The 22013-nt window shown below is 68.4% G+C and carries 21 protein-coding genes; 8 read left to right on the top strand and 13 right to left on the bottom strand.

Translation table 11 applies throughout. The features are described 5' to 3' along the window. The first annotated feature begins 2 nt into the window (after positions 1 to 2). Complete coding sequence (locus EV138_RS17785; protein WP_133980010.1) at positions 3 to 800, top strand: MBL fold metallo-hydrolase; 798 nt, start codon at positions 3 to 5, stop codon at positions 798 to 800. On the opposite strand, the gene EV138_RS17780 is transcribed toward EV138_RS17785, so the two are convergent. Then, positions 791 to 1702: an SDR family oxidoreductase gene (locus tag EV138_RS17780; protein ID WP_133980009.1), complete on the bottom strand. Its 912-nt coding sequence runs from the start codon at positions 1700 to 1702 to the stop codon at positions 791 to 793. The two genes, EV138_RS17785 and EV138_RS17780, sit on opposite strands and share 10 nt — an antisense overlap. A gap of 50 nt (positions 1703 to 1752) precedes the next feature. Here EV138_RS17780 and EV138_RS17775 point away from each other — a divergent pair, with 50 nt between their 5' ends. Continuing rightward, positions 1753 to 2457: a TetR/AcrR family transcriptional regulator gene (locus tag EV138_RS17775; protein WP_133980008.1), complete on the top strand. Its 705-nt coding sequence runs from the start codon at positions 1753 to 1755 to the stop codon at positions 2455 to 2457. Here EV138_RS17775 and EV138_RS17770 read toward each other — a convergent pair. After that, positions 2382 to 3380 (bottom strand): DMT family transporter, encoded by a 999-nt coding sequence (locus EV138_RS17770; RefSeq protein WP_238158201.1) that lies wholly within the window; start codon positions 3378 to 3380, stop codon positions 2382 to 2384. The two genes, EV138_RS17775 and EV138_RS17770, sit on opposite strands and share 76 nt — an antisense overlap. Positions 3381 to 3474: 94 nt before the next feature. On the opposite strand from EV138_RS17770, the gene EV138_RS17765 reads away from it, so the two are divergent. Beyond that, entirely contained in the window at positions 3475 to 4287 is an 813-nt protein-coding gene (locus EV138_RS17765; RefSeq protein ID WP_133980006.1) for an ATP-grasp domain-containing protein, read from the top strand. On the opposite strand, the gene EV138_RS17760 is transcribed toward EV138_RS17765, so the two are convergent. Continuing rightward, a complete protein-coding gene (locus EV138_RS17760; protein ID WP_238158200.1) occupies positions 4273 to 5451 on the bottom strand; it encodes an MFS transporter in 1179 nt (392 codons plus the stop codon). The two genes, EV138_RS17765 and EV138_RS17760, sit on opposite strands and share 15 nt — an antisense overlap. Before the next feature lie 109 nt (positions 5452 to 5560). Then, the gene (locus EV138_RS17755; protein ID WP_202866910.1) at positions 5561 to 6127 is read right to left on the bottom strand and encodes a DUF4865 family protein; all 567 of its coding nucleotides are present in this window, start codon (positions 6125 to 6127) and stop codon (positions 5561 to 5563) included. 114 nt (positions 6128 to 6241) lie between these two features. Here EV138_RS17755 and EV138_RS17750 point away from each other — a divergent pair, with 114 nt between their 5' ends. Further along, positions 6242 to 7120, top strand: a complete 879-nt coding sequence (locus tag EV138_RS17750) for a hypothetical protein (protein WP_133980003.1) — start codon at positions 6242 to 6244, stop codon at positions 7118 to 7120. Here EV138_RS17750 and EV138_RS17745 read toward each other — a convergent pair. From EV138_RS17745 to EV138_RS17735, 3 genes are read right to left on the bottom strand one after another with little or no spacing between them, the layout of a single operon-like run. Next, on the bottom strand, positions 7107 to 7499 hold the full coding sequence (locus EV138_RS17745) for a GNAT family N-acetyltransferase (RefSeq protein ID WP_133980002.1): 393 nt from the start codon (positions 7497 to 7499) through the stop codon (positions 7107 to 7109). The two genes, EV138_RS17750 and EV138_RS17745, sit on opposite strands and share 14 nt — an antisense overlap. A gap of 18 nt (positions 7500 to 7517) precedes the next feature. Next, a complete protein-coding gene (locus EV138_RS17740; RefSeq protein WP_133980001.1) occupies positions 7518 to 8531 on the bottom strand; it encodes a pyridoxal-phosphate dependent enzyme in 1014 nt (337 codons plus the stop codon). Then, positions 8532 to 8891: a helix-turn-helix domain-containing protein gene (locus EV138_RS17735; protein WP_112245274.1), complete on the bottom strand. Its 360-nt coding sequence runs from the start codon at positions 8889 to 8891 to the stop codon at positions 8532 to 8534. 123 nt (positions 8892 to 9014) lie between these two features. On the opposite strand from EV138_RS17735, the gene EV138_RS17730 reads away from it, so the two are divergent. Then, complete coding sequence (locus EV138_RS17730; RefSeq protein ID WP_112245272.1) at positions 9015 to 9590, top strand: ClpP family protease; 576 nt, start codon at positions 9015 to 9017, stop codon at positions 9588 to 9590. A 30-nt stretch (positions 9591 to 9620) separates the two neighbouring features. Here EV138_RS17730 and EV138_RS17725 read toward each other — a convergent pair whose 3' ends face one another. Beyond that, entirely contained in the window at positions 9621 to 10772 is a 1152-nt protein-coding gene (locus EV138_RS17725; protein WP_133980000.1) for a trans-sulfuration enzyme family protein, read from the bottom strand. A gap of 126 nt (positions 10773 to 10898) precedes the next feature. Between EV138_RS17725 and EV138_RS17720 the strand changes: the two genes are divergently transcribed. Beyond that, complete coding sequence (locus EV138_RS17720) at positions 10899 to 11414, top strand: Lrp/AsnC family transcriptional regulator (RefSeq protein ID WP_133979999.1); 516 nt, start codon at positions 10899 to 10901, stop codon at positions 11412 to 11414. Between the two features lie 69 nt (positions 11415 to 11483). On the opposite strand, the gene EV138_RS17715 is transcribed toward EV138_RS17720, so the two are convergent. Together EV138_RS17715 and EV138_RS17710 are read right to left on the bottom strand one after the other, a co-directional pair. Continuing rightward, the gene (locus EV138_RS17715) at positions 11484 to 12503 is read right to left on the bottom strand and encodes an LLM class flavin-dependent oxidoreductase (RefSeq protein WP_238158199.1); all 1020 of its coding nucleotides are present in this window, start codon (positions 12501 to 12503) and stop codon (positions 11484 to 11486) included. Between the two features lie 63 nt (positions 12504 to 12566). Next, the gene (locus tag EV138_RS17710; RefSeq protein WP_133979998.1) at positions 12567 to 13100 is read right to left on the bottom strand and encodes an NADPH-dependent FMN reductase; all 534 of its coding nucleotides are present in this window, start codon (positions 13098 to 13100) and stop codon (positions 12567 to 12569) included. A 201-nt stretch (positions 13101 to 13301) separates the two neighbouring features. On the opposite strand from EV138_RS17710, the gene EV138_RS17705 reads away from it, so the two are divergent. Beyond that, positions 13302 to 15551, top strand: a complete 2250-nt coding sequence (locus EV138_RS17705; RefSeq protein WP_133979997.1) for a HelD family protein — start codon at positions 13302 to 13304, stop codon at positions 15549 to 15551. Here EV138_RS17705 and EV138_RS38085 read toward each other — a convergent pair. From EV138_RS38085 to EV138_RS17685, 3 genes are all read right to left on the bottom strand, one after another. Next, on the bottom strand, positions 15545 to 16402 hold the full coding sequence (locus EV138_RS38085; RefSeq protein ID WP_238158198.1) for a hypothetical protein: 858 nt from the start codon (positions 16400 to 16402) through the stop codon (positions 15545 to 15547). The two genes, EV138_RS17705 and EV138_RS38085, sit on opposite strands and share 7 nt — an antisense overlap. Next, a complete protein-coding gene (locus tag EV138_RS17690; RefSeq protein ID WP_133979996.1) occupies positions 16399 to 18189 on the bottom strand; it encodes a histidinol-phosphatase in 1791 nt (596 codons plus the stop codon). The genes EV138_RS38085 and EV138_RS17690 overlap by 4 nt, the downstream gene beginning before the upstream one ends. A 76-nt stretch (positions 18190 to 18265) precedes the next feature. Next, on the bottom strand, positions 18266 to 19399 hold the full coding sequence (locus tag EV138_RS17685; RefSeq protein ID WP_133979995.1) for an epoxide hydrolase family protein: 1134 nt from the start codon (positions 19397 to 19399) through the stop codon (positions 18266 to 18268). Between the two features lie 97 nt (positions 19400 to 19496). Here EV138_RS17685 and EV138_RS17680 point away from each other — a divergent pair, with 97 nt between their 5' ends. Beyond that, on the top strand, positions 19497 to 21992 hold the full coding sequence (locus tag EV138_RS17680) for a glycoside hydrolase domain-containing protein (RefSeq protein ID WP_166678625.1): 2496 nt from the start codon (positions 19497 to 19499) through the stop codon (positions 21990 to 21992). Positions 21993 to 22013 lie beyond the last annotated feature (21 nt).

Genomic DNA, 22013 nt, shown 5'->3' with positions numbered 1-22013 from the left:
GGATGGACGTCACGGTGTTGTGCGATGCCGTTGCTGTGTTCCCGGAGCCCGTGGAGACGGCGCTGCCTGGGTGGTCTGCTGAACACCAGGAATGGACGGCAGCGAACCTCCCAGGGAACGTGGCCGCAGACGGTGGATGGCTACTGCACTTCCACTGCTATCTGGTGACCTCGGAACGCGGCGCGGTCCTGGTCGACACAGGAATCGGGCCCGCCGGCAGTGATGCAGCCCAGTGGCTTGGCACTGCGGGAAGGCTGCCGACGCTGCTCGCCGCGGCTGGGGTGGGTGCTGACGACATCGACACGGTGATCCTGACCCACGTTCACCTGGACCATGCAGGCTGGAACACCACCGAGTCCGGCCGACCGCGCTTTGCGAACGCGACGTACGTCGTGCAGCAGGCCGAACTGGACCACCTCGGCGACGGGCCGGCGTACGAGCGCTACCTGAAGCCGATCGCCGCGGCCGGTCAGCTTCGCGCTATGCGGGGCTCCGGCGCTCTGGGTGACCTCCGACTACTACTGACTCCTGGACATACTCCCGGTCACCAGTGCGTGGTCACTGCCGTGGCGATCCTCGGGGGAGACGTCCTGGTCCACCCCGCCCAGGCCCGCTGGCCGGAGCTCGTCTACGTCTACGAACGCGACCCAGCTGTCGCCGTCACTTCCCGTCGCGACGTACTGGCCCTCGCCGCTGCGACCGGCCTTCCCCTCGCCGCCGCCCATCCCCACACTGCTTTGACCGGTACTGCGAGTGCGCAGGACCTGTCCAACCTGCACTGTCGGCTGGGTCAGCGGTAGCCGGTGGTGTCAGCCGGCTTGCCGCGGCCTTCTACTTCGACGAGGTAGCGCCAGGCATCCGGCTGACTGCCGTCGAGGTCGGTGAAGCCGTAGAGCTTCGCGAGTTCGCCGCTGGAGGTGGACTTGCCGTTCCAGCGCGGGAGGTCGGGATCCGCGGCGAGGGCGGCGACCGCACGTCCAACGTACGAAGGGCTTTCCGAGATGGCGAAGTGCGGGATGCTCTTCGTCGCGTCCCGCCAGTTCTCCTCGGTGACGCCGAAGCCGTCGAGCATCGCCTCCGAGCGCAGCCAGCCCGGCGTGAGCAGGACGGCCGTCGCGCCGCGCGGACCGACCTCGTGTGCCAGCGCGAACGCCATCCGGCTCACCGCGCCCTTCGCGACGTCGTAGAAGAACGAGACGCGGTAGTTGGACGCGTTGTACTCGTCGGTGCCGTCGGTCATCTCGACGACCAGTCCGCCCGGAGTCTTGAGCAGCAAGGGCAACGCGAAGTGGCTGGTGATCGCGTGCGTCTCCACGCCCAGCCGCAGCAGGCGCAGCCCGCTGTCGAGTGACGACTCCCAGACCGTTTTGTCCCAGTCGGGCTCTCCGGTCTGACCCCAGATGTCGTTCACCAGGATGTGCAGCTCACCCTGCTCCTGCTCGATCCGCTCGACCAGTGCCCGAACCTGCTCCGGATCCGTGTGATCAACCCGTACGGCGATGCCGCGCCCGCCGGCCGCGTCGACAAGCTCTGCCGTCTCCTCGATCGTTTCCGGCCGATCCATCTCGGACCGCTCCGCCCGAGTGCTCCGCCCGGTCACGTACACCGTCGCCCCCGCGGCGCCCAACTGCACCGCCACCCCGCGCCCAGCCGCCCGCGTGCCCCCCGCCACCAGGGCCACCTTCCCCGCCAACGACTTCATCCCGCCTCCCGGTGATCCATACGCTGTATGATTTGGCTACCATACGGCGTATGGTTAATGCAGGCAAGCCGGGAGCCGGGCGGTCGGGACGGCCACGGGCGGGCGAGGAGCGGTTGAGCCGGCAGGCGATTCTCGAGGCCGCGCTGCGGATCGTCGACGCCGAAGGACTCGAAGCGATGACCATGCGCCGCCTCGCCACCACCCTCGGCGTGAACCCGATGTCGCTCTACCACCACCTCCCGAACAAGGCCGCGGTCTTCGCCGGCCTCGTCGAACTCGTCTTCGCCGGCATGGGTAACTCCGCTGCCGCCGACGACGAAGTCGACTGGCGAACCGAACTGACGGGCGCGGCCCACGCCTACCGGAACGCCTTGCGAGCGCATCCGAATCTGGCGTTGCAGGTGCTGGCAGATGCCGCGGGCGTGTCGGAGGTCGTCGTGGTGACGGTCGAGCCGTTCTACCGCGCACTCGATCGGGCCGGCCTGACACCGCGGCAGATCTTCGAAGCCGTGAACACGTTGATCGACTTCATCCACGGCTTCAGCCTCGGTGAGGCGTCAGTGCGCTCGGAGACCTTCGAACTCGCGCCCGACCTGCTGGAGCGAGTGAGCAAGCTGCAGCCCGGGCAGGCCCCGACACTGGCGAAGATCGTCGGGATCCTCGGCGCGGACGGGTTGCACTACGAGTTCGACGACGGCTTCGAGACCGGGCTGAGCTTGTTCGCCGACGGCATCGCCGCGCGCTTCGGCTTGTAGCGGGACACGGCAACCCCGAGCAGGCACAACGCTCCACCGGCGAAGGCCAGCGGCGCCGGCGTCTCGCCGAGGAGCAGCCAGCCGAGGAAGATCGCCAACGGCGGCACCAGGTACGTCGTCGCGCCCATCTTCCCCGCGCTCGTCCTGGCCAGCGCATACGCCCAGGTGGTGAACGCCAGCGCGGTCGGAAAGGCACCCAGGAACACGACCCACCAGATCGTCGACGGCCGGGCCGCACCGGCCTCGCGGATCAGGGCTGGAGCGAACGGCAGGCAGGCCACCGCGCCGATGGTGCAGGCCAGCCAGGTCACCTCGAGCGCCGGAAGGCGACCGAGCAACGGCTTCTGCGCCACCACCCCGATCGCGTAGGCGACCGCGGCGACCAAACAGAGGACCACTCCCCAGGTCTCGGCCTCGCCCTCCGACGACGACATGCCGATCACGACGACGCCACCGAACGCGGCAATGCTGCCGATCACCAGTTGCCGCGGAAACCCCTCGCCGAGCAGCAGGCCGGCGAGCAACGCGATCAACAGTGGGCCGATGTTCACGAGCATGGCCGCCGTACCGGCATCGAGCCGCTGCTCGGCGGCGTTCAACGCGACGTTGTAGACGCCGAACCACAGCAGACCGCAGACCAGCAGCAGCTTCCAATCGCTCTTGACCGGCCACTGCGGCGTACGACGAATCCGCGACCGCCGGGAAGCCGAGCCGGCCAGACGGTCGCCAGAGCTGCCCGGCCGGACGAAGACGAACAGGCCCAGCACCAGGCTGCCGACAAGCAGTCGCCCGAGTGAGAGTGCACCGGCCGAGAACTCCTCACCGACATGCCTGATCGCCACGAACGCCGAAGCCCAGAGCACTACCGTCACTGCCGCCGCACCCGCAGCCAGCACGCCTTGCCGCTTCTCAGTCCTGATCACCAGCCGACCGTATGCGCCGGTCACTTCGGCCGACACCGAATAATCAGTCCTCCCACCGTCCACCACCCCGCACCGCACCGGACCGGAGGCGTGTATGCGCGCGAAGATCCTGTACGTCACCGACCTCAGCTACCCCGCCAAGGGCAGGCGGTACGGCGACGAGGACGTCTACCTCACCGGCCGACTCCGTGAACACTTCGACCTCGCGCTCTGCCACCCGCTCGACGCCGCCGCGCTGATGGACGCCTTCGACGCCGTCGTCGTGCGGAACAGCGGACCGGTCATCCACTACCAGACCGGGTACGACGAATTCCGGGCAGCCGCGATCGACCGGGGGACCCGCGTGTTCACCCAGCTGACCGGCAAGGCGGACATGATCGGCAAGCAGTACCTGGTGGACCTGAGCGAAGCCGGCTATCCGGTCATACCGACGACCGACAGCACGCCAGACTCATTGCCCGAGGCAACCAGCTATGTCGTCAAGCCGAAGCTGGGCTCCGACTCGATCGGACTTCGGAAAGTCTCCCGCGACGAACTCACCCACCTTTCTCTGGACGGCCTGCTCGCCCAGCCCTTGATCGACTTCCGTTACGAGGTGTCGTTCTACTTCATCGATCACGACTTCCAGTACGCCTTGTACGTGCCGGATCCCGCCCAGCGCTGGGAACTCGAACGCTACGAACCCACCGACGCCGACCGGGCGTTCGCCCAGCGGTTCGTCGACTGGAACACGATCGACCACGGCATCCAGCGCGTGGACGCCTGCCGGACCGCCACCGGCGAACTCCTCCTGGTCGAACTCGAAGACCTCAACCCCTTCCTGTCCCTCGAACTCACCGACGACACGACCCGCACCCGCTTCGTCCAGCGCATGGCCCAGTCACTGACCGACCTACTCGCGCTCTGAGCCCACCTCCCCACCGACCCCCGCGTCCTCACCAGCAGGTGCCGGTAGGGCGAACGGGGTCAGGAAGGCGGTCAGCAGCACCGGCACGGTCAGACCCGCGACCAGCACCGGCAGCGTGAACCAGACCGACCCGACCGCGAAGCCGGCGTACACAGCGACAGCGAACACCTCGGCGAACAGCCCCGACACCGAGATCACCGTCGCCCGGGCCGGTCCGGTGATCGCGTCCTGCAACCGCGCCTCGGCAACGATGATGACCAACTGCATCACCCCGTAGCCCACCGCGATCGGCACGAACCCGAGCGCCGTCCCACTCAACGATCCCCAGGCGATCAGCACGGCCGTCGCCGCCAACCCGACCGCGAACACCGAAGCACGCACCTTGTACGCCGCTCCCGCGAGCGCACCGCCGATCGCCTGCGCGGCCACCGTGCCCGCGATGAGCAACGGCACCAGGGTCGTCGACGCGCCGACATCCCTGGCCAGCAAGGGAAAATACTCGTCGAATGCCAGGAAGCCAGCCAGCAACGCGACCAGGGCAACAGCCTTGCGAACCGTCCGGCTGGTCCCTGCCTCGGCCAATCCCGAGAGCAGCATCAACCGGTACCGTCCGAGGGCACCGTGCCTGGCGCCAGGCTCCACCTCCTCCGTTTCGTCGGCCGTGGCGACGGGAGCCGCCTCGGGTAAGGACAGTGCCACCAACAGGTGGGCGACGCAGCTGAGCACGCTGACCGCACCCGCCAGGGAATACCCACCGAGCTTGAACAGCGGAGCTGCCAGCGCGGTCGCCGCGAGATTCATGACCAGCGCGGCCGCCTTGGACCGGCCGATCAGTCCGGCGTAGGTGCCGGTGCGCCCACGCGCGGCCAACTCGTCGTACACGAGGGCTTCGAAAGTTCCGGAGATCAGCGCGGAGCTGATGCCCCAGAGGACGAAGCCGAGCGCGAACCCGGCGTACGTGGGCAGCACGATCCAGCTGGCGTAGCCGAGGCCACTCAGCGCTGAACCGAGCATCAGCAGTTTGCGGCGCGAGAACGTGTCCGCCCAGGCACCGGACGGCACCTCGAACAGGAACGCGGTCGTCGACCAGATGATGAACAGCGTCGACACTTGCGATGCCGACAGCCCGTGATCCGTGAACAGCAACTGGTACAGCGGATACAACGGGATGAAGTCCTGCAGCGCCGCATAGGCGACGATGCGGAGAGTCAGGCGGTCAGGACGTCAAAGATGTGGGCTCGGATATCTCATGCCTTAGAAGATATCCGCGAAGTCACCGGCTCAACAGAGTTTTTGTGCCGGGTGTGGACAAGTGCAGCACCTGGTACCGCGTGCCGGGCACGATTCCCGGTTCGCCGCTCCACAAGGTGAAGTGCACCAGCTCCCACCGGCTCGGATCCACGGCGATCGCCGAGCTGTGGACGCCCTCCAGACCGACGGTCTTCTCCAACAGCGAGACCGCCGCCGCAACCGGCTCCGCCGGATCCACATCGGGCGGCAGCAACTGGACGTGCTTCGTCGCCGCCAGCGCCGGCTGGTCAACCGCCTCACCCGGCCGGACCTCCACACCGGTCCAGTGCGAAACGAGAGGACGCCCGAACGACTTGCAGATGCCGGTGAAGAACCCGCCTCCCCACAGGAACCGGCTCATCCCGGCCGGATCGTTCCACAGGTAGAACGGCGCGTACTGGTTCACCATCGCGCCGTTCGCCCGGTCCTGCACCAGATACGCCTTGATCCCCAGACCGTCGAAGTCGTCCGTGCGATTTCCCAGCGTCTCCACCCGGTGCCGGATGATCCCCATGTCGTAATCGGTCGGCAGATTGATCTCGTACTGCATCGCGTACACGGCCACTCCTCTGCGTCGGGCGTCGCCATACATACTAGTAGGTACAGAGCCCTCGAAGGCAACAAATAGCAGGCGGAGAGCAGCAACACCCGGCAAGCTTGGGTGATGAGTGACGTGACCGAGCGGATCTGGCGACGGCTGCCGACAGGAAGCCGTGAGGCACTGATCGACGGTCTGAGCCAGTCGGAGCTACAGAGCGCCCTCCTGGACGTGAGCCGCGCAAGGGCCGCGAAGGTGACGCCGGCCCGAGTCATGCAGCGCTGGCGCCAGGACCGCTTCGTCCAGCTGTCCACTGTCGACCCCCGGCAGCTGGTGAAGACCCAGACGATGCTGTGGGATCGACTGCCGGACAAGTTCGCCGGCGTGGAGCTGTCCCCGCTGACCCCGCTCGGAACGTGCTCCGCCATCGCGACGGTCGACCAGAACAAGGTGGTGACGACCAACCGCGGTACGGAGGTGGCCAGCGACCCCACCAACGAGCTCGCGATCGAAGCCGCCGTACGCCGGAAGGCCGGCCTGGCGCGGGTGGATCTGGCCACCTGCCAGCGGGTCGTGCGAGCCCAGGCGGTCGACGCACCCGGCATGTTCGCGCACTTCGAGCTGTTCGCGCTGGTGTCGAGCACCCGGGACACCGGGTCCGGCCGGGCCGAGGCCGAGATGCTGCTCGATCACCTCGGCTTCTGGGCCGAGGTCCTCGGCGACAGGGCGGAGCTGACCTTCACCACGCTCGCGCCGACCGCAGTACGGGAGCGCATCGACGACACTGTGCGGCCTGAGCTGAAGGTGGACTTCGTGGAGGATCCGGAGCGGACCAAGGGGTCGAACTACTACGCCGGCATCGCGCTCGGGATCGGCCAGGCCGGAGCCGAGCTCGGCGACGGCGGCTTCACTCGCTGGACCGCCGACCTGCTCGGCGACGCCAAGGAGCGATGCCTGATCTCGTGCGTCTCGACGGAACGGCTGACCGCACTCAACGCAGCTTGAGCAGCCCCGCGTCGGTGTGCGAGAAGCCGCAGGCCTTCAGGTAGAAGTCAGCGAGGTGCGGCTCGAAGTCCACGTGCAACCACTCGCATCCCGCAGCTCTCGCCTCCGCGGCCGCGGCCCACACCAGCCGCTTGCCGATGCCCTGACGGCCGTACTCCGGATGCACAGCGGTGTCGAGCACGAACGCGTGGGCGCCGCCGTCCCAACACACCTGGACGAACCCGATCAGCAAGTCGTTGTCGAAGGCACCGACCCACGTGAGGGCGTGCCGTTCGAGCCGAGCGGCCCACGGCTGCACCTCGACGGCCGACCCGAACGCGAGCGCGTGCAGTCGCGACAGTTCGCGGTCGTCCACAGCAAACCGAACTCTGATCTCCACGGTTACGAGCCTGCCTGGTCAGCTCGCGACGTGTCCAGGTGAGGCTTCGGTGCTGATCAAAACGACAGTGCTGGCTTCAGTGAGCTCGAGGTCTTCACGATGACCCGCAGCCAACGCGGCACGAAGACCGGCCAAGGTGGCGGCTCCACTGGGGCCAGACGAGATCCCTGCTGCCCCAAGGTCTCGCTCGGCCCTCAGCGCTTCGTCCTCCTCGACCGTTACTGCCGCGCTCAGCCCTGCACGTAGTACAGGCCAAGCGAGGCTGGACGGCGTACCGCAGTTGAGTCCGGCCATCACAGTCGTGCTCGTGCTGACAGAGACGAGCTCTCCGGCCAGCAGGCTCGCAGTGACACACGCAGCGCGTTCCGGCTCGACACCCAGTACTACGGGCGCCGCCGCGCCGCTTCGGTAGTACGTCACCGCCGCCTGCGCGACAGAGCCGACTCCCATCGGCACCACGACGAGATCCGGCTCCACGTCGATCTCCCGGAACAAAGTCGAGTAGCCGTCGACGATGCGCTGTGGCACAACCTCGTACCCCGGCCAGGCCGCGTCCTGGATGAGCACCCGGCTACCCGTTGCAGAGTCGGCCGCGGCAGCCACCGCAGCGTCGTACGACTCAGGTACGACCGTGACGGTCGCGCCCTCTGCGCGGATCGCGTCGACAGCTCGGTCGCTGATGACGTCTGGCACGAACACGTGCGCCGGCAGGCCGAGCATCGCCGCCATCCTGGCTACCGCCCGGCCGTGATTGCCGTCGGTGGCAGTGACGAGCTCCAGAGGTCCGTCGTGTTCCTCGACCGCGCAGTGAATCGCCCACCACGCTCCGAGCGCCTTGAAGGCTCCCAGTCCGAATCGCTCGGACTCGTCCTTCACCAGGACCCGGCCAACCCCCAGCTCCGCCGCCAACGAAGGCACGTCGGTCAACGGCGTCGGCGCGTAGTCAGCCAGCCTGTGATGAAACGCCTGTACTTCGGTAGGCGCGGCCGAACACCGCCAGTCCCGGGCGGCAGGGTGGTGGTACCAGAGCACCTAGGCGACCAGCGCGAACGCCTGTGCGGTCGTGGAGTACGAGTTCGACACGGACGACGAGACCCGGACCGACTCCGACTCGCGCACCTGGATCGCCGCGGTCTGCAGGCGGATCGGCAGCGCCGTACGCGCGACCGTGGCCAGGTCGTACTGGACCTCGTGCAGCAGGTCGGCCAGCTCCAGGTCGAGCGCCCGGCAGATGGCCGCCAGGATCTCCGACGAGGGCTCCTTGCGACCGCGCTCGATCTCGGAGAGGTACGGCACCGACACCTGGGCCTGCTCGGCGAGCTCGCGCAGGGTGATCCCCCGCTCGCGCCGCAGCCGGCGGAAGACGTTCCCGATCACCTGGCGTAGCAACACGTCTGGCCCTCCTGGTCTCTGGTCCTGTACCGAGTGTGCCATCCCCGCCGGGTCTGCGGTGGGCAGATCTGCCACGGGCAGATTCCCGCGACTCCGGCGCCGGCCGGGGTCACGCTGGAGAGCATGAGCGAGACGAACCTCCCGAATGCCCTCGACAACCACATCTACCAGCGGCTGCTCTGGCAGCGGATCCTGGTGCTCGGCGACGAGATCAAGGACGAGAACGCGAACGCCCTCTGCGCCCAGCTCCTGCTGCTGAACGCCGAGGACCCGAAGGCGGACATCTCGCTCTACATCAACTCACCGGGCGGCTCGGTCTCGGCCGGGCTGGCGATCTACGACACGATGAGCTTCATCAGCAACGACGTGGCGACGTACGCGATGGGTCTGGTCGCGTCGATGGGGCAGGTACTGCTGACCTGCGGCGCTCCCGGCAAGCGCTTCTCGCTGCCGCACGCCCGGATCATGATGCACCAGCCGACCGGCGGCATGGGCGGTACCGCGACCGACATCAAGATCCAGGCCGAGCAGGCGATCCTGGCCCGGCAGAACCTGGCCAAGCTGATCAGCGAGCGCACCGGCCAGCCGCTGGACCGGATCGAGACCGACTTCGACCGCGACCGCTGGTTCACCGCCGACCAAGCACTCGAGTACGGCATCGTCGACAAGGTCCTGACCGCGCCGGTGCCTGTGAGCTGACCGGTACTACGGGTCGCCGTACTGCGGTTGTCAGGCGCGCTCGAGTGCCTGGGCCAGATCGCTGATCAGGTCTTCTGCGTCCTCGAGCCCGACGCTGAGGCGCAGCAGGTCCTGATCCGGCCGGGCCTCGGCCGCTACGAGCCGATGCGTCAAACCTGCCGGGTGCTGGATCAGAGTGTCCACGCCGCCCAGCGACACCGCATGAGTGATCAACCGCAGCGACGCCGCCACCCGCGCCGCTTCCTTCGTAGTGAACGCCAGTACTGCGCCCGGCCCGGCCTGCTGCCGCCCGACGAGTCCTAGCGGGTCGCACTCGGGCAGACCGGGGTAGAACACCTTGTCCACAGCCGGGTGATCGCACAGCCAACCGGCAACCTTGGACGCCACCGACTGCTGCGCCCGGACGCGCACCGGCAAGGTCTGCAGCCCTCTGTGCAGTTCGTACGCCGCCAGCGGGTGCAGCAGGCCGCCGGTCACTGCACGCACCTGCCGGAGTCGCGCGACCCACTCGGTCGTCCCGGCGACGAGTCCGCCCATCACATCGCCATGACCGCCGAGGTACTTCGTTGCCGAGTGCAACACCAGCGTCGCGCCGTGGTCCACCGGCTGCTGAAGCACCGGAGTCGCGAAGGTGTTGTCCACAAGCACCGGAACCTCCGGGCCGGCCTGGCGAACCACCTGCGCGATATCCACAAGCTCCACGGTCGGGTTGGCCGGAGTTTCCACGAGTACCAGACCGGTGTCCGGCCGGATCGCCGCGGCGACACCACTCGGGGTCGCCCAGCTGACCGACGTACCGAGTAGGCCTGTGGACAACAGGTGGTCCGAGCCGCCGTACAGCGGGCGGACGGCGACCACGTGCGGTTTGCCGGCCGCGACGGTCGCGAGCAGGCAGGCCGTGAGCGCGGCCATGCCACTGCCGAACGCGACCGCGCCGTCGCAGTGCTCGAGCTCGGCGAGCGCCTCTTCCAGGCGGGCAACTGTGGGATTCCACAGCCGCTGGTAGACCAGGCTGCCGCCGTCGGGGCCGTTGCCGAGCGCCAGTTCGTCGTACGACGCTCCGCCGGCCTCCACGCCCGGGAGCGGGTAGGTCGTGGACAAGTCGATCGGCGGGACGTGCACGCCCAGCGCGGTCAGGTCGTCGCGGCCGGCGTGCACGGAACGGGTGTCCAGTCGGGTCATCAAGCCTCCTCGGTTGGGACCGAGAATGGAATCTTGTGCTGATCGAGGGCAATAGTTCCGAAGAAAATTCGTCCACAGGCTTGTCCACACGCTGTGGATTCTGTGGATGGGACTTACAGTGGGGACATGCCGAAGGATCGCCGGACGCCCGGACCGGCCCCCCGGCCGGTACCGGCAGCGCTCGACGAGGTCGATCAGGAGCTGGTCCGGCTGCTGACCGCCGACGGGCGGATGCCGAACAACGCGCTGGCCGAGGCGACCGGGATCGCGCCGTCGACCTGCCTGACCCGGGTCCGCGCGCTCCGCGACCGCGGCGTCATCCGCGGCTTCCACGCCGACGTGAATCTCGGCGCACTCGGCCTGCCGCTGCAGGCGATGGTCGCGATCCGGATCGGCGCCCACTCCCGCGACGAGATCGACCGCTTCCGCACGAAGGCGCCGCGCCTACCCGGCGTACTGGCCCTGTACCACGTGAGCGGCGCCAACGACTACCTGCTCCACGTCGCCGCCGCCTCGCCCGACGCTCTTCGCGACTTCGTGCTGGACCACCTCACCGCGGACCCCGCCGTCATCCACGCCGAAACCAGTCTCATCTTCGAACACCTCCGAGGCACCCCTGTGGAAAACCCCGCCAGCCCCTGACCCCATCCGGATACCTTCCAGACGACGGGGCTCTACCTGCGCGGTTCACGCGGTGGTGAGGGCGGGGGTTCAGCGCGGTTTGAGGCCCCAGGCTTCGGCTAGGAGGGTGTAGGAGTGGCGACGTTCGGTGGGGTTGTGGATGGAGGTGGTGATGATGAGTTCGTCGGCGCCGGCGGATCGGGCGCGGTGGTGGAGGTCGGCGGCGACCTGGTCGGGGGTGCCGACCGAGACGAGGCCGGTCCACTCTTCGACGGCGGCGCGTTCGCCGTCGGACCACGGGTAGGCCGCGGCTTCCTCTGGCGACGGGAGCGGACCGGGGCGGCCGGAGCGCAGGCGGAGCATCGACAAGGCGTTCGCGAGGGCGAGTTCCTGGGCGCGCTCCTCGGTCTCGGCCACGATCGCGGCGAGCGCGAGGATCGCGTGCGGCTCGGCCTGCTGGGGCGACGGCTGGAAGAGTGTCCGGTAGGTCGCCATCACCTCGGCCGGGTCCAGCGTGCCGAAGTGGCCGGCGTAGGCGAAGCCGGTCCCGAGGGCAGCGGCCGCCTGACCGCCGTACGTGCTGGAACCGAGGATCCACACCGGCGGCAACGGGACGTCCGCCGGTTGCGCGGAGATCGGCGCGAACGGGTGGCCGGCCGGGAAGCCCTCGGCGTACCCGCGAAGCTCGGCGTACTGCTCGGGGAAGTCGTCGGCGCTGAGCGTCTCACGGCTGCGCCGCAAGGCGAGCGCGGTCCGCTGGTCGGTGCCGGGCGCGCGACCGAGGCCGAGGTCGATCCGGTCGGGATAGAGACCACCGAGAACGCGGAACCACTCGGCGACCTTGAGCGGCGAGTGGTTCGGCAACATGATGCCGCCCGAGCCGACGCGAATGGTCGAGGTGGCGGCCGCGACGGCCGCGATCATCACCTCAGGGCTCGAACTCACGACGCTGGGGATGTTGTGGTGCTCGGCGAGCCAGAAGCGCTGATAGCCCGCGGCTTCCGCCGTACGGGCAAGTTCCAGTGTCTCGTGCAGCGCCTCCGACGGTCGCGTCCCGGTCGGCACCGGCGACAGGTCGAGCACGGACAGGGGCATCGGTTCAGGGCTCACTTCCAAAGCCAACCCACACCCATCGCCACCTATTCCACCGATCGCTCAGCTTCGATCGAAGATTCAACCCGGGTACGGCGTACTCGCGCGGGCGTCCCGCAACGCTCGGGCCCACCAGGCGAGGTGGTCGAGCAAGGTGGCGGCCGCCTCCGTCGTACCGGGCTCGAGCGGTTCACCTTCGGCGGTGAAGCAGTCGGGCACCTGGTGGAAGCTGAGCGTCTCGCGGATCGGTACCGCGTGGAGTTCGGCGAAGACCAGGCGGAGTTGCTCAGCGGCACGGAGTCCACCCGAGCGACCGCCGTACACGATGAACGCGACCGGCTTCGCGTACCAGGGCCGGCGGACGGAGTCGATCGCGGTCTTCAGTTCGCCGGGGAAGGAGTGGTTGTACTCCGGACAGACGATCACGGCCGCGTCGGCAGTGTCGATCCGCTCTCGCAGCGAGTCGGGCGACGTGGTCGCGAGGTCGATCAGATCGAGCTTGAAGTCGTCGCGGCGCTCCACCTGCCGCGCGAACCACGCGGTCGCGACCGTCCCGAACCGCCCGGGCTCGGTCGAACGCACCACCACGGCCACGACGAGCGGATGGACAGTCACGTCCTGGACGCTAGTACCTCAACAAGACTTGAGGTCAAACCCGGCACCGGCCAAGGTCATCGGCGGTCTGCCCAGCAAAGGTGAAATGCGTTAAACTTTCGCATTTGTGGCCCACCAAGGAATCCACCCTCAAGTATTTCCCGGGCTCCTGCGCACGCAGTCTATCACAAGGGGTTGGAATTTTATCACAAGGGGTTGGAATTGCTGAATCCAGTCCAGGATGAACAGGTTCATCTGACGGCTTTCTACGCGACGCTCGACCACGAGCGCGCGCTGACCGAGCGCCGCCGGGCGGACGAACAGGTCGCCGGCACCCGGAACCGGCAGGCCTTGCACCAGCGCGACGGCCGGGTCCGTGACCTGAACGCCCGGCTCTCCCGGCTGAACGCGGCCGAGGAGGGTCTCTGCTTCGGCCGGCTCGACGACGCCGACGGCGAGGTCCTGCACATCGGCCGGCTCAGCCTGCACGACGAGGACTACGAACCACTGCTCACCGACTGGCGGGCGCCTGCCGCCCGGCCGTTCTATATCGCCACCGCGGTCGAGAATCACGGCGTCGTCCGGCGCCGGCACATCCAGACCCGGTTGCGCCGAGTGCTCGACGTACAGGACGAGCAGCTCGACTACACGCGATCGGCGGCCGGGGCCTCGCAGCCTGGCCGCGGCGTCGTCGGCGAGCAGATCCTGCTGGGCGCGCTGAACGCGCGACGGACCGGCACGATGGAGTCGATCGTGCGGACGATCCAGGCCGACCAGGACCGGATCATCCGCTCCGACCTGGCCGGAATCCTGGTCGTCCAGGGCGGCCCGGGGACCGGCAAAACGGCGATCGCATTGCACCGGGCGGCATTTCTGCTGTACACCCATCGGGCCCAACTGGAAAAGCGCGGAATTCTCGTCGTCGGGCCGAATCCGACGTTCTTGAAGTTCATCGGTCAGGTGCTGCCGTCGCTCGGCGAGGACGGTGTCCGCCTGGTCACGCTCGCAGAGCTGTACCCGGGTCTCACCGCGACCCGCCCCGAGCCCGCCGAGGTCACCGAGGTGAAGGGCCGCGCCGTGATGGCCGACGTGATCGCGAAGGCCGTCGCGGATCGCCAGTGGGTGCCGAGCGAACCCATCGAGGTGACGGTCGACCGGACCGTACTGCGGTTGGACCCCGCCGTCGTCCAGGACGCGCGCGGCAGCGCGAGGGCTCGCCAGACCACCCACAACCAGGCCCGGCCGTTCTTCCTGAAGGACGTCGTCGACCATCTCACCGATCAGTACGCCGACCTGATCGGCACCGATCCGCTCGACGGGGAGAACCTGCTCGACGAGTACGACCTGGCCGAGCTCCGCAAGGAGATCCTCGCCGAGCCCGCGATCCGCAGGCTGCTCGACCTGCTCTGGCCGATGCTCAGCCCCCAGGATCTGCTGGTCGATCTCTTCGGCGACGAGAAGCGCCTCGCGTCGGCGGCACCGCAACTGAGCGAGCTCGACCGCGAACACCTGCTCCGGTACGGCGACGACTGGAGCCCCGCCGATGTGCCGTTGCTCGACGAGGCGGCCGAGCTGCTCGGTGAGGACGACAAGGACCTTGCCCGCCGCAAGGCGGAGCGGGCCCGCGCAATCGCTTATGCACAAGGCTCTTTGGACGTGCTGAGCGGTTCCGGATCGACCGACTACGACGATGACGACGAGGCGGAAGTCCTTTCGGCCAAGGACATTCTCGACGCCGAGGCGCTCGCCGAGCGGTACGAGGCCGACGACGATCGCACCTTGGCCGACCGGGCCGCGGCCGATCGCCGCTGGACGTACGGGCACGTGATCGTGGACGAGGCGCAGGAGTTGTCGCCGATGGCGTGGCGCGCGATCGGACGGCGGTGCCCGCTGCGGTCGATGACGCTGGTCGGCGATGTCGCCCAGACCGGTGCCGCCGGTGGGGGGACGAGTTGGCGGCGGGCGCTCGCGCCGACGTTCGGAGATCGCTGGCGGCTGGCGGAGCTGACGGTCAACTACCGCACCCCGGCCGAGGTGATGGACCTCGCGGCCCACGTGCTGACCGAGGTCGATCCGGACGCGAAAGCGCCCGAGTCGGTGCGGTCGACCGGCGTCCGGCCTTGGTACGAAGAGGTCGGACCGACCGACCAGGCGCAGTACGTCGGGAAGGTGGCGCGCGAGGAGGTGCACCACGGCCAGGTCGGCGTGATCACCTCGCGGTCGCGGCTCGAACTGGTCCAGGAGGCGATCGGCGAACACGCCGACATCACCGTGCTGACCGTGGCCGGTGCCAAGGGCCTCGAGTTCGACTCCGTCCTGGTCGTCGACCCGGAGGGCATCATGGTGGAGTCCCCGCGCGGACTACGCGATCTCTACGTCGCCCTGACTCGCTGCACGCAGCGCCTCGGCGTCATCGGTCCGCTCCCGCCGGTACTACGGGACGCGGACGGCTGGGATGTCCGAGGTCAGTGATCGGCACAGCACTTCTGCTGGTGTTCGACTTCGAAGGGGATCAGTACGTCGCCTGCGGCCGGCTGGACGAGCAGGACCACCCGGCCGTCGCGGCGGATCGGACGGATGAAGTCGAGCGTGTCGATCACCGTGTAGTCGTCGACAGGTAGTCCACCCAAGGCTTCGATGTGGTCGATGCCGCAGAGGTCGCGTAGTTGCAGTGCGGTCATCACTCCGCGGACGTGCTCGGAGCCGGGGAAGCGCACCAAGCGTCCAGCCGTCCCGAGCGCACTCTCAACCGCAGCCGCGTAGGCGCCGCGAACCAGTTGACTCGGCCCCGACAACTCCGGCTCGGAGGCGCCACTCCACGTGATCGCCGACCCCACCGCCCGCTCCCCCAACCACCCCCGCACCCGAGCCACCACCCCCTCGCCCCCAACCCCCGAACCGGCCGAGCCGGCGGAGGTGGCGGAGGTGGCGGAACCAGCCGAGCCGGTGGAGGTGGTGAGGGCGCGGGAACCGCCGGAACCGGTGAAAGCGGTGGAACCGGTGGAGGCGGTGGAACCGGTGGAGGCGGTGGAACCGGTGAAGGCGGTGGAACCGGTGAAGGCGGTCGAACCGGTGAAGGCGGTCGAACCGGTGAAGGCGGTCGAACCGGTGAAGGCGGTCGAACCGGTGAAGGCGGTCGAACCGGTGAAGGTGGTGGAGGGGTCGGGTGGGATGGTGAGGGAGATGGCGAGGTGGGGGTGGTCGCCGGTTGAGATTGTGTGGGTGCAGGCGACGACCTCGCCGGGGAGTGGGCCGAGCAGCTCGTGGAGGAGGTGTTCGGCTTCGGTGGTGTCGCGGCTGGCCGCGTCGATGGCGATGATCACTTGGTCGGCAGGACCCAGATCGGGTTCGTGTAGAACCACAGGTCGGTCCAGGGATCGGCGTCGCCGACTACGTCGAGCGCCGGGCCCTGCGGGTCGATCGCCGCGCCCAAGTAGCCGGGCTGACTACGGTTGCCGTCGGTGCCGCGGACGCGCACGTAGTACGGCTCCTCCGCCTTACCCAGCGGCAGGACGAGTTCGAAGGTGCCGCGCTTGCCGGACGTGTCCCACTGCCGGACGACCTTGGTGTCGGGCGCTGTGAAGGTGTCCCGGTCGCTGACCGCACCCTTCACCGCGCCACGGATCACGTCCACCCGGTTGAGGAGCGGTACGAAGTTGGCCCAGTTCGGCATCGTCTGGGTGGTGATCCGTACGACCAGCTCCACCGGCCGGCCGCGCCGAACGACCAGCGCGCCACCGAGCGGTTCGCCGTACCGGTGGCCGACCTCGCGGACCTCCAGTTCGACGCCCTTGGCGAGCATGCCGTGGTCGATCCACATGCGGCCGCTGCGCATGCCTTCCATCACCGACAGGTAGTCGCGTCGCTCGGCGCCGACATGCGTGCGGCTGTAGAAGCCCGGCCAGAAGTCGTTGTTGAGCGCGTTGACGGTGTTGCCGTAGACCGGATCCATGTAGCGGCCGTCGCGATCGAACTGCGCCTGGTCCGAACCGTCGGGGCGACGCGAGGTCTCGTTCCAGTTCTGGTGCGAGTCGGAGTTCGCGCTGACCCACCAGGGCTTGCCCTCGGCGAGCAAGCTGTCCCACAGCCCACCGACGGTCGCGGTCATCCAGTCGAAGCCGCCCCAGGTGCGGTAGCTCTCCGCCGGGTAGCCGGGGAACGAGTTCGCGTTCGGCGCGTTGCCGTAGAGACCACGGGCGCCGCCGGAGCCGATGCCCTTCGGCAGGCCGCCGGCCTGGTGACCGGGCGCACCCTCGAAGCCGATCGCGATGCGCGGATCGGCGTCGCGCCAGTTCCGGATCTCGTGCGGGCTGTCGATGCCGTTGCGGGCTGGGTGGTTCGCCAGGAACAGCGCGTCCTGGACCCGACGCCGATCCACCTGCTGCCCGAGCCAGTGGATGCCGTCGAGCGCGAGCTGCTCGTTGGCCGGCGAGTTCGCCCCAGCGTTGTTGACGCTGCCGTCGTAGCTGTTCTCGAACTGCTTCAGTACTTCGACCTCGCGCGAACCGGGTGCGACGAAGACCGTGCCGTGTTCGGCGGCCGGGATGTTCCACTCCAGGCCCTGGAAGATCAGCGTGTCCTTCAGTTCGGTCCGGGCCGCCTTGATCTGCGGGTTGACCAGGTCGACGCCGATCCGGGCGTGGGTGGCGCCACCGTGGTCGGTGATGACGAGCCAGTCGAGACCGAACGCGGCGGCGTGGCGCGCCTGGTCGATCACGCGGTACAGGCCGTCGGAGCTCAGCTGGGTGTGGATGTGGTGGTCGCCGGCGAGCCACACCCGCGGCTTGTTGCCGTGCTTGAAGAGGACCGAGTCGCCCTTCGGCGCAGCGGCTGCGACACCTGCGCCGCTGACGGCGAGCGCGGCGGTTCCACCGAGGACGCCGGCCGAGCGGAGCAGCGTACGGCGGGACACCTCGGTCGGTGAGAGGTCGCTGTCCGGGATCGACTCGTCCAGCGCGGCCGTCGTCGCCGCGTCCAGCTCGGTGTTCGGGTGGTGGTGCTCGTGGTCGTGCCCATGACCATGCCCGTGGCCGTGACCGGCCCCGTGACCGTTGCCGTGACCGGCCCCGTGGTCGTGGTCGTGGCGGTGACCGGCGTGGGAGTGTCCCATCGTGTTCCCTCTCGGACGGCGGATTCCCGCGGAATCATCGCCGTTCCTGGTGACCGCCAGGTGTTGTCCCGATGAACTAACGGAGGGTGCGGAAGAAGGTCCGGATGTCGTCGACCAGCAGGTCGGGCGCCTCCAGGGCGGCGAAGTGGCCGCCCCGGTCGTACTCCTGCCAGTGCGTGATCGTGTGCTCACGCTCGAGGATGTGCCTGATCGCCGGATCCGTCGGAAACACCGCGACGCCGGTGGGCACGCCGGAGCGACCGGTGCCCTCGGCAACCAGTCGGTTCTCGTAGTACAGGTTCGCGCTGGTCGCGCTGGTGTTGGTGAACCAGTAGATCGAGACGTCGGTCAGAAGGTGGCCGAGAGCAACGGCATCTTCGGGGAGGGCTCGGGTCGGGTCGCTCCAGTCGTGGAACTTCTCCAGGACCCAGGCCAGTTGCCCGACCGGCGAATCACTCAGGGCAAAGGAGACGGTCTGCGGTTTGGTCGACTGCTGTTCGGCGTATCCGGTCCCCGTACGGCGGATGTGCTCGGCCAACTCCAGCTTCGCTCGGTCGCGCGGACCGAGGTCGTCGAGATCGCCCGGTCGCGCCTTCGGGAAAGCGAGTCCCCCGTTGATGTGTACTCCGACGACGTGGTCGGGGTCGACGCCACCAACCAGGGGTGACACCACCGACCCGGTGTCGCCGCCCTGCGCGCCGTACCGGCTGTAGCCGAGGCGACTCATCAGCACCGCCCAGGCGCGAGCGATCCGCTCATGGTTCCAGCCGGGTTGTTCGAGCGGGACCGAGAAGCCGTGGCCCGGGACGGACGGTGCGACCACGTGGAAGGCGTCGGCCGGGTCGGCGCCGTACGAGCGCGGATCGGTGAGCGGGCCGAGGATGTCGAGGAACTCCGCGACGGACCCCGGCCAGCCGTGCGTGAGGATCAACGGCATCGCGTCCGGCTCGGGCGAGCGGACGTGCAGGAAGTGGATCGTCTGCTCGTCGATGCGGGTCACGTACTGCGGGAATGTGTTCAGGCGCTCCTCCCACTCGCGCCAGTCGTAGGCCAGCCAGCGGTCGACCACCGACCGCAGGTAGTCGACCGGTACGCCGCGATCCCAGGCGGAGCCGGTCGTGGGGAGAGCGCGTGGCCAGCGGATGCGCCGGAGCCGGTCGCGCAGGTCGTCCAGGTCCGCCTGCGGGACGCTAATCCTGAACTCTTCCATCTGCCGCTCCCCTTGAGTGGTCTAGTCGGGTTGGTCGACGTGCTGGTGCCCAGCTTCAAGAATGAGGATTCCTGACCGTCAGCAGGAGGTTCCTCCGATGAATCCAACCGGTCGTAAGGTGCTCGCCGCCCTGGTGGCGACGGCCAGCATCACCGCTCTGACCACCTATCGGTCCAACGGCGCCGCCGCCGCGGAAGCCGCAGTACAGACCCAGGTGTGGGCCGCAAGGGCCTCGACCCACCTGTTCCCCGACTCGCTGCCGTCCGACAGTGGAGCAACCGCCGGGGTCTCGCTCGACACCGCCCGGAACGAGTTCGAGGCCGGGCAGGTCGCCGTCCGCCGGTCGAAGGCGTTCACGATCAAGCGCGTCAGCTTCGGCCCACTCCGGGCCGGGCTCCGCGAGATCCCCGCGTCGAACCTGACCTACAACTTCGTCAAGTTCACCGCGCTCAACCACAACTCGGTGTTCGGCGGGAACCAGTACGTGTACGCGCCGAGCCGCCCGGCCCCGGACAACTTCCCCGACGGCCTGTCGAACTCCCCCAGTACCACGGTCGCCGCGAACACCACCCAGCCGATCTGGGTGCGGGTCCACGTCCCCAAGTCCGCAGCCGGCGGTGTCTACCGCGGCTCGGTCCGGGTCGAGACCGACCAGGGCACCATGGTCGTCCCGCTGTCGGTGAACGTCCGGCCGGTCACCATTCCCGACGCGAAGGACAGCGGCTTCACCGACGTCGAGTGGACGCTGTTCTTCGGCACCGTGTCGTACCAGGAACCGCCGGTCGAGACGATGCTCGCGAACTACGGCTACTCCCCGTTCACCCCGAAGTGGTGGCAGTTGATGGAGGACTACGCCAAGGTCCGCAAGGAGTACCGGAACAACGACCTCACGTTGCCGATGGCAACTTTGTTGCTGCAGGGCGGGACGACGGTCGATGCCGACGGCAAGGTTCATTTCGACTGGAGCGCCATCGACCAGGTGGTGAAGTTCTTCCGCGACCGTGGCACGGTCAGCCGGCTCGAAGGCTTCTGGGTGAACGGCGGCCCGAACTCCGGCACCCACTGGGACATGGAGACGCTGGCCGCCGGGCCGGACGGCAAAGCGGTGAAGAAGCTCGTCCCGTGGGACTCACCCGATGGCACCAGCTGGGTCGATCAGTACGTCGCCGCGCTGCGTGATCACGTGAAGGCGATGGGCTGGGAGAAGCTGTGGTGGATGCACATCGGCGACGAGCCGCAGGGTGACGCCGGCCGCAACGGCTGGAACGGCATCTTCGACGAGGTGAAGGCGATCTGGCCGGACGTGAAGATCGGTGACGCCACCTTCTCCGACCCGGTCGCCAGCGAGGTGAGCAAGCGCGAGGACATCACCATTCCCAACCTGCTCAACTACGAGTGGAACCCCGGCCCCTTCGACCAGGCCCGGGCTGAGGGCAAGGACCTGTGGCTCTACAACTGCAACATCCCGACGCTGGGCTACCTCAACCGCTTCATCGACCAGCCGGAGTACTACCAGCGGCTGATCGGCTGGCTCGCGGCCGCCCGGAACGCGAACGGCCATCTGCAGTGGGCCTTCAACAACTGGAACATCTCGATGGACGACCAGGACGTCAAGGGCGACTACTGGGTGGTCAATCCCGACCGCGAGCACAACCTGCTCGAGCGCACGCTCCGGCTGGAGTCGCTGCGGGACGGCATCGAGGACTGGGAGGTGGTGACGATCCTGAAGAAGACCCACCCGGACCTCGCCACGGACCTGGCCCTGGCGCTGGCCAGCAAGCCGGGCACGTTCACCGGCGACGTCACCTTCCTCGACCGGATCCGGTCGCTCGTCCTCGACGCGGCCGCGGGGAAGCCGCTGGCAGCCCGTGACCTCGCGGCGACGATCAAGACCGGCGCGGCCGCGGATCTCGGCTCGCAGCACCAGGTCGACGGTGTCTCCCTTCGCTGGGGCGCCACGCATCCCACGGCGTACACGATCCAGACGTCGTACGACGGCGTGAACTGGGTCGACGCGGCCCGGCGTACGGCGACCGACGGGGGTGAGGACTTCGTCGGGATCAACGCGAAGGCTCGCTACGTGCGGCTCAAGGAGGCGGCGCCGGACCTGGTCGGCTTCAAGGTGGCCGGCTTCGCGTTGCCGCGGCCGAACCTGGTCGGCGGGAGGACGTACACGAAGTCGTGGACGCCGCCGGACCGGTTCCCGGACGCGACCGGGCTGGAGTCGACGGACGGCGTGATCTCCGACAACTGGGGCGACGGCCGCCCGTACGTCATCCAGGGCGGACCGGGTGAGACGAAGGCGTTCGACGTCTCGTTCGATCTGGGTGCCTCGAAGGTGGTGCGCGAGGCGGACATGCAGGGGTATGTCGAGTACTCCGGCTACCGCCCCGACACCATGCGCGTGCTGACCAGTGACGACGGCCAGACGTGGACCGACCGGGGTGGAGTGACCCGGCCGAACGATGCCTCGGGCAACCGGTACGAAGTTCGCTTCGCGCCGGTGCAGGCCCGGTACGTGAAGGTGGCCTTCACCCGCACCTTCACCGCCAGCGCCGACGGCGTCTTCCTGGACGACATCGAGGTGTACTGAACTCGGTGGGCCGGCTCACCT

Source organism: Kribbella voronezhensis, from assembly GCF_004365175.1.
GTDB classification, from domain to species: Bacteria; Actinomycetota; Actinomycetes; order Propionibacteriales; family Kribbellaceae; genus Kribbella; species Kribbella voronezhensis.
This window is presented reverse-complemented; position numbering and strand designations above follow the sequence as displayed.

What these genes read in the sequence shown, in the direction of transcription:
- EV138_RS17785 (WP_133980010.1), top strand. Translation starts at nt 3, where the DNA reads ATGGACGTCACGGTGTTGTGCGATGCCGTTGCTGTGTTCCCGGAGCCC.
- EV138_RS17780 (WP_133980009.1), bottom strand. Translation starts at nt 1,702, where the DNA reads ATGAAGTCGTTGGCGGGGAAGGTGGCCCTGGTGGCGGGGGGCACGCGG.
- EV138_RS17775 (WP_133980008.1), top strand. Translation starts at nt 1,753, where the DNA reads ATGGTTAATGCAGGCAAGCCGGGAGCCGGGCGGTCGGGACGGCCACGG.
- EV138_RS17765 (WP_133980006.1), top strand. Translation starts at nt 3,475, where the DNA reads ATGCGCGCGAAGATCCTGTACGTCACCGACCTCAGCTACCCCGCCAAG.
- EV138_RS17755 (WP_202866910.1), bottom strand. Translation starts at nt 6,127, where the DNA reads ATGCAGTACGAGATCAATCTGCCGACCGATTACGACATGGGGATCATC.
- EV138_RS17750 (WP_133980003.1), top strand. Translation starts at nt 6,242, where the DNA reads ATGAGTGACGTGACCGAGCGGATCTGGCGACGGCTGCCGACAGGAAGC.
- EV138_RS17730 (WP_112245272.1), top strand. Translation starts at nt 9,015, where the DNA reads ATGAGCGAGACGAACCTCCCGAATGCCCTCGACAACCACATCTACCAG.
- EV138_RS17725 (WP_133980000.1), bottom strand. Translation starts at nt 10,772, where the DNA reads ATGACCCGACTGGACACCCGTTCCGTGCACGCCGGCCGCGACGACCTG.
- EV138_RS17720 (WP_133979999.1), top strand. Translation starts at nt 10,899, where the DNA reads ATGCCGAAGGATCGCCGGACGCCCGGACCGGCCCCCCGGCCGGTACCG.
- EV138_RS17690 (WP_133979996.1), bottom strand. Translation starts at nt 18,189, where the DNA reads ATGGGACACTCCCACGCCGGTCACCGCCACGACCACGACCACGGGGCC.
- EV138_RS17685 (WP_133979995.1), bottom strand. Translation starts at nt 19,399, where the DNA reads ATGGAAGAGTTCAGGATTAGCGTCCCGCAGGCGGACCTGGACGACCTG.
- EV138_RS17680 (WP_166678625.1), top strand. Translation starts at nt 19,497, where the DNA reads ATGAATCCAACCGGTCGTAAGGTGCTCGCCGCCCTGGTGGCGACGGCC.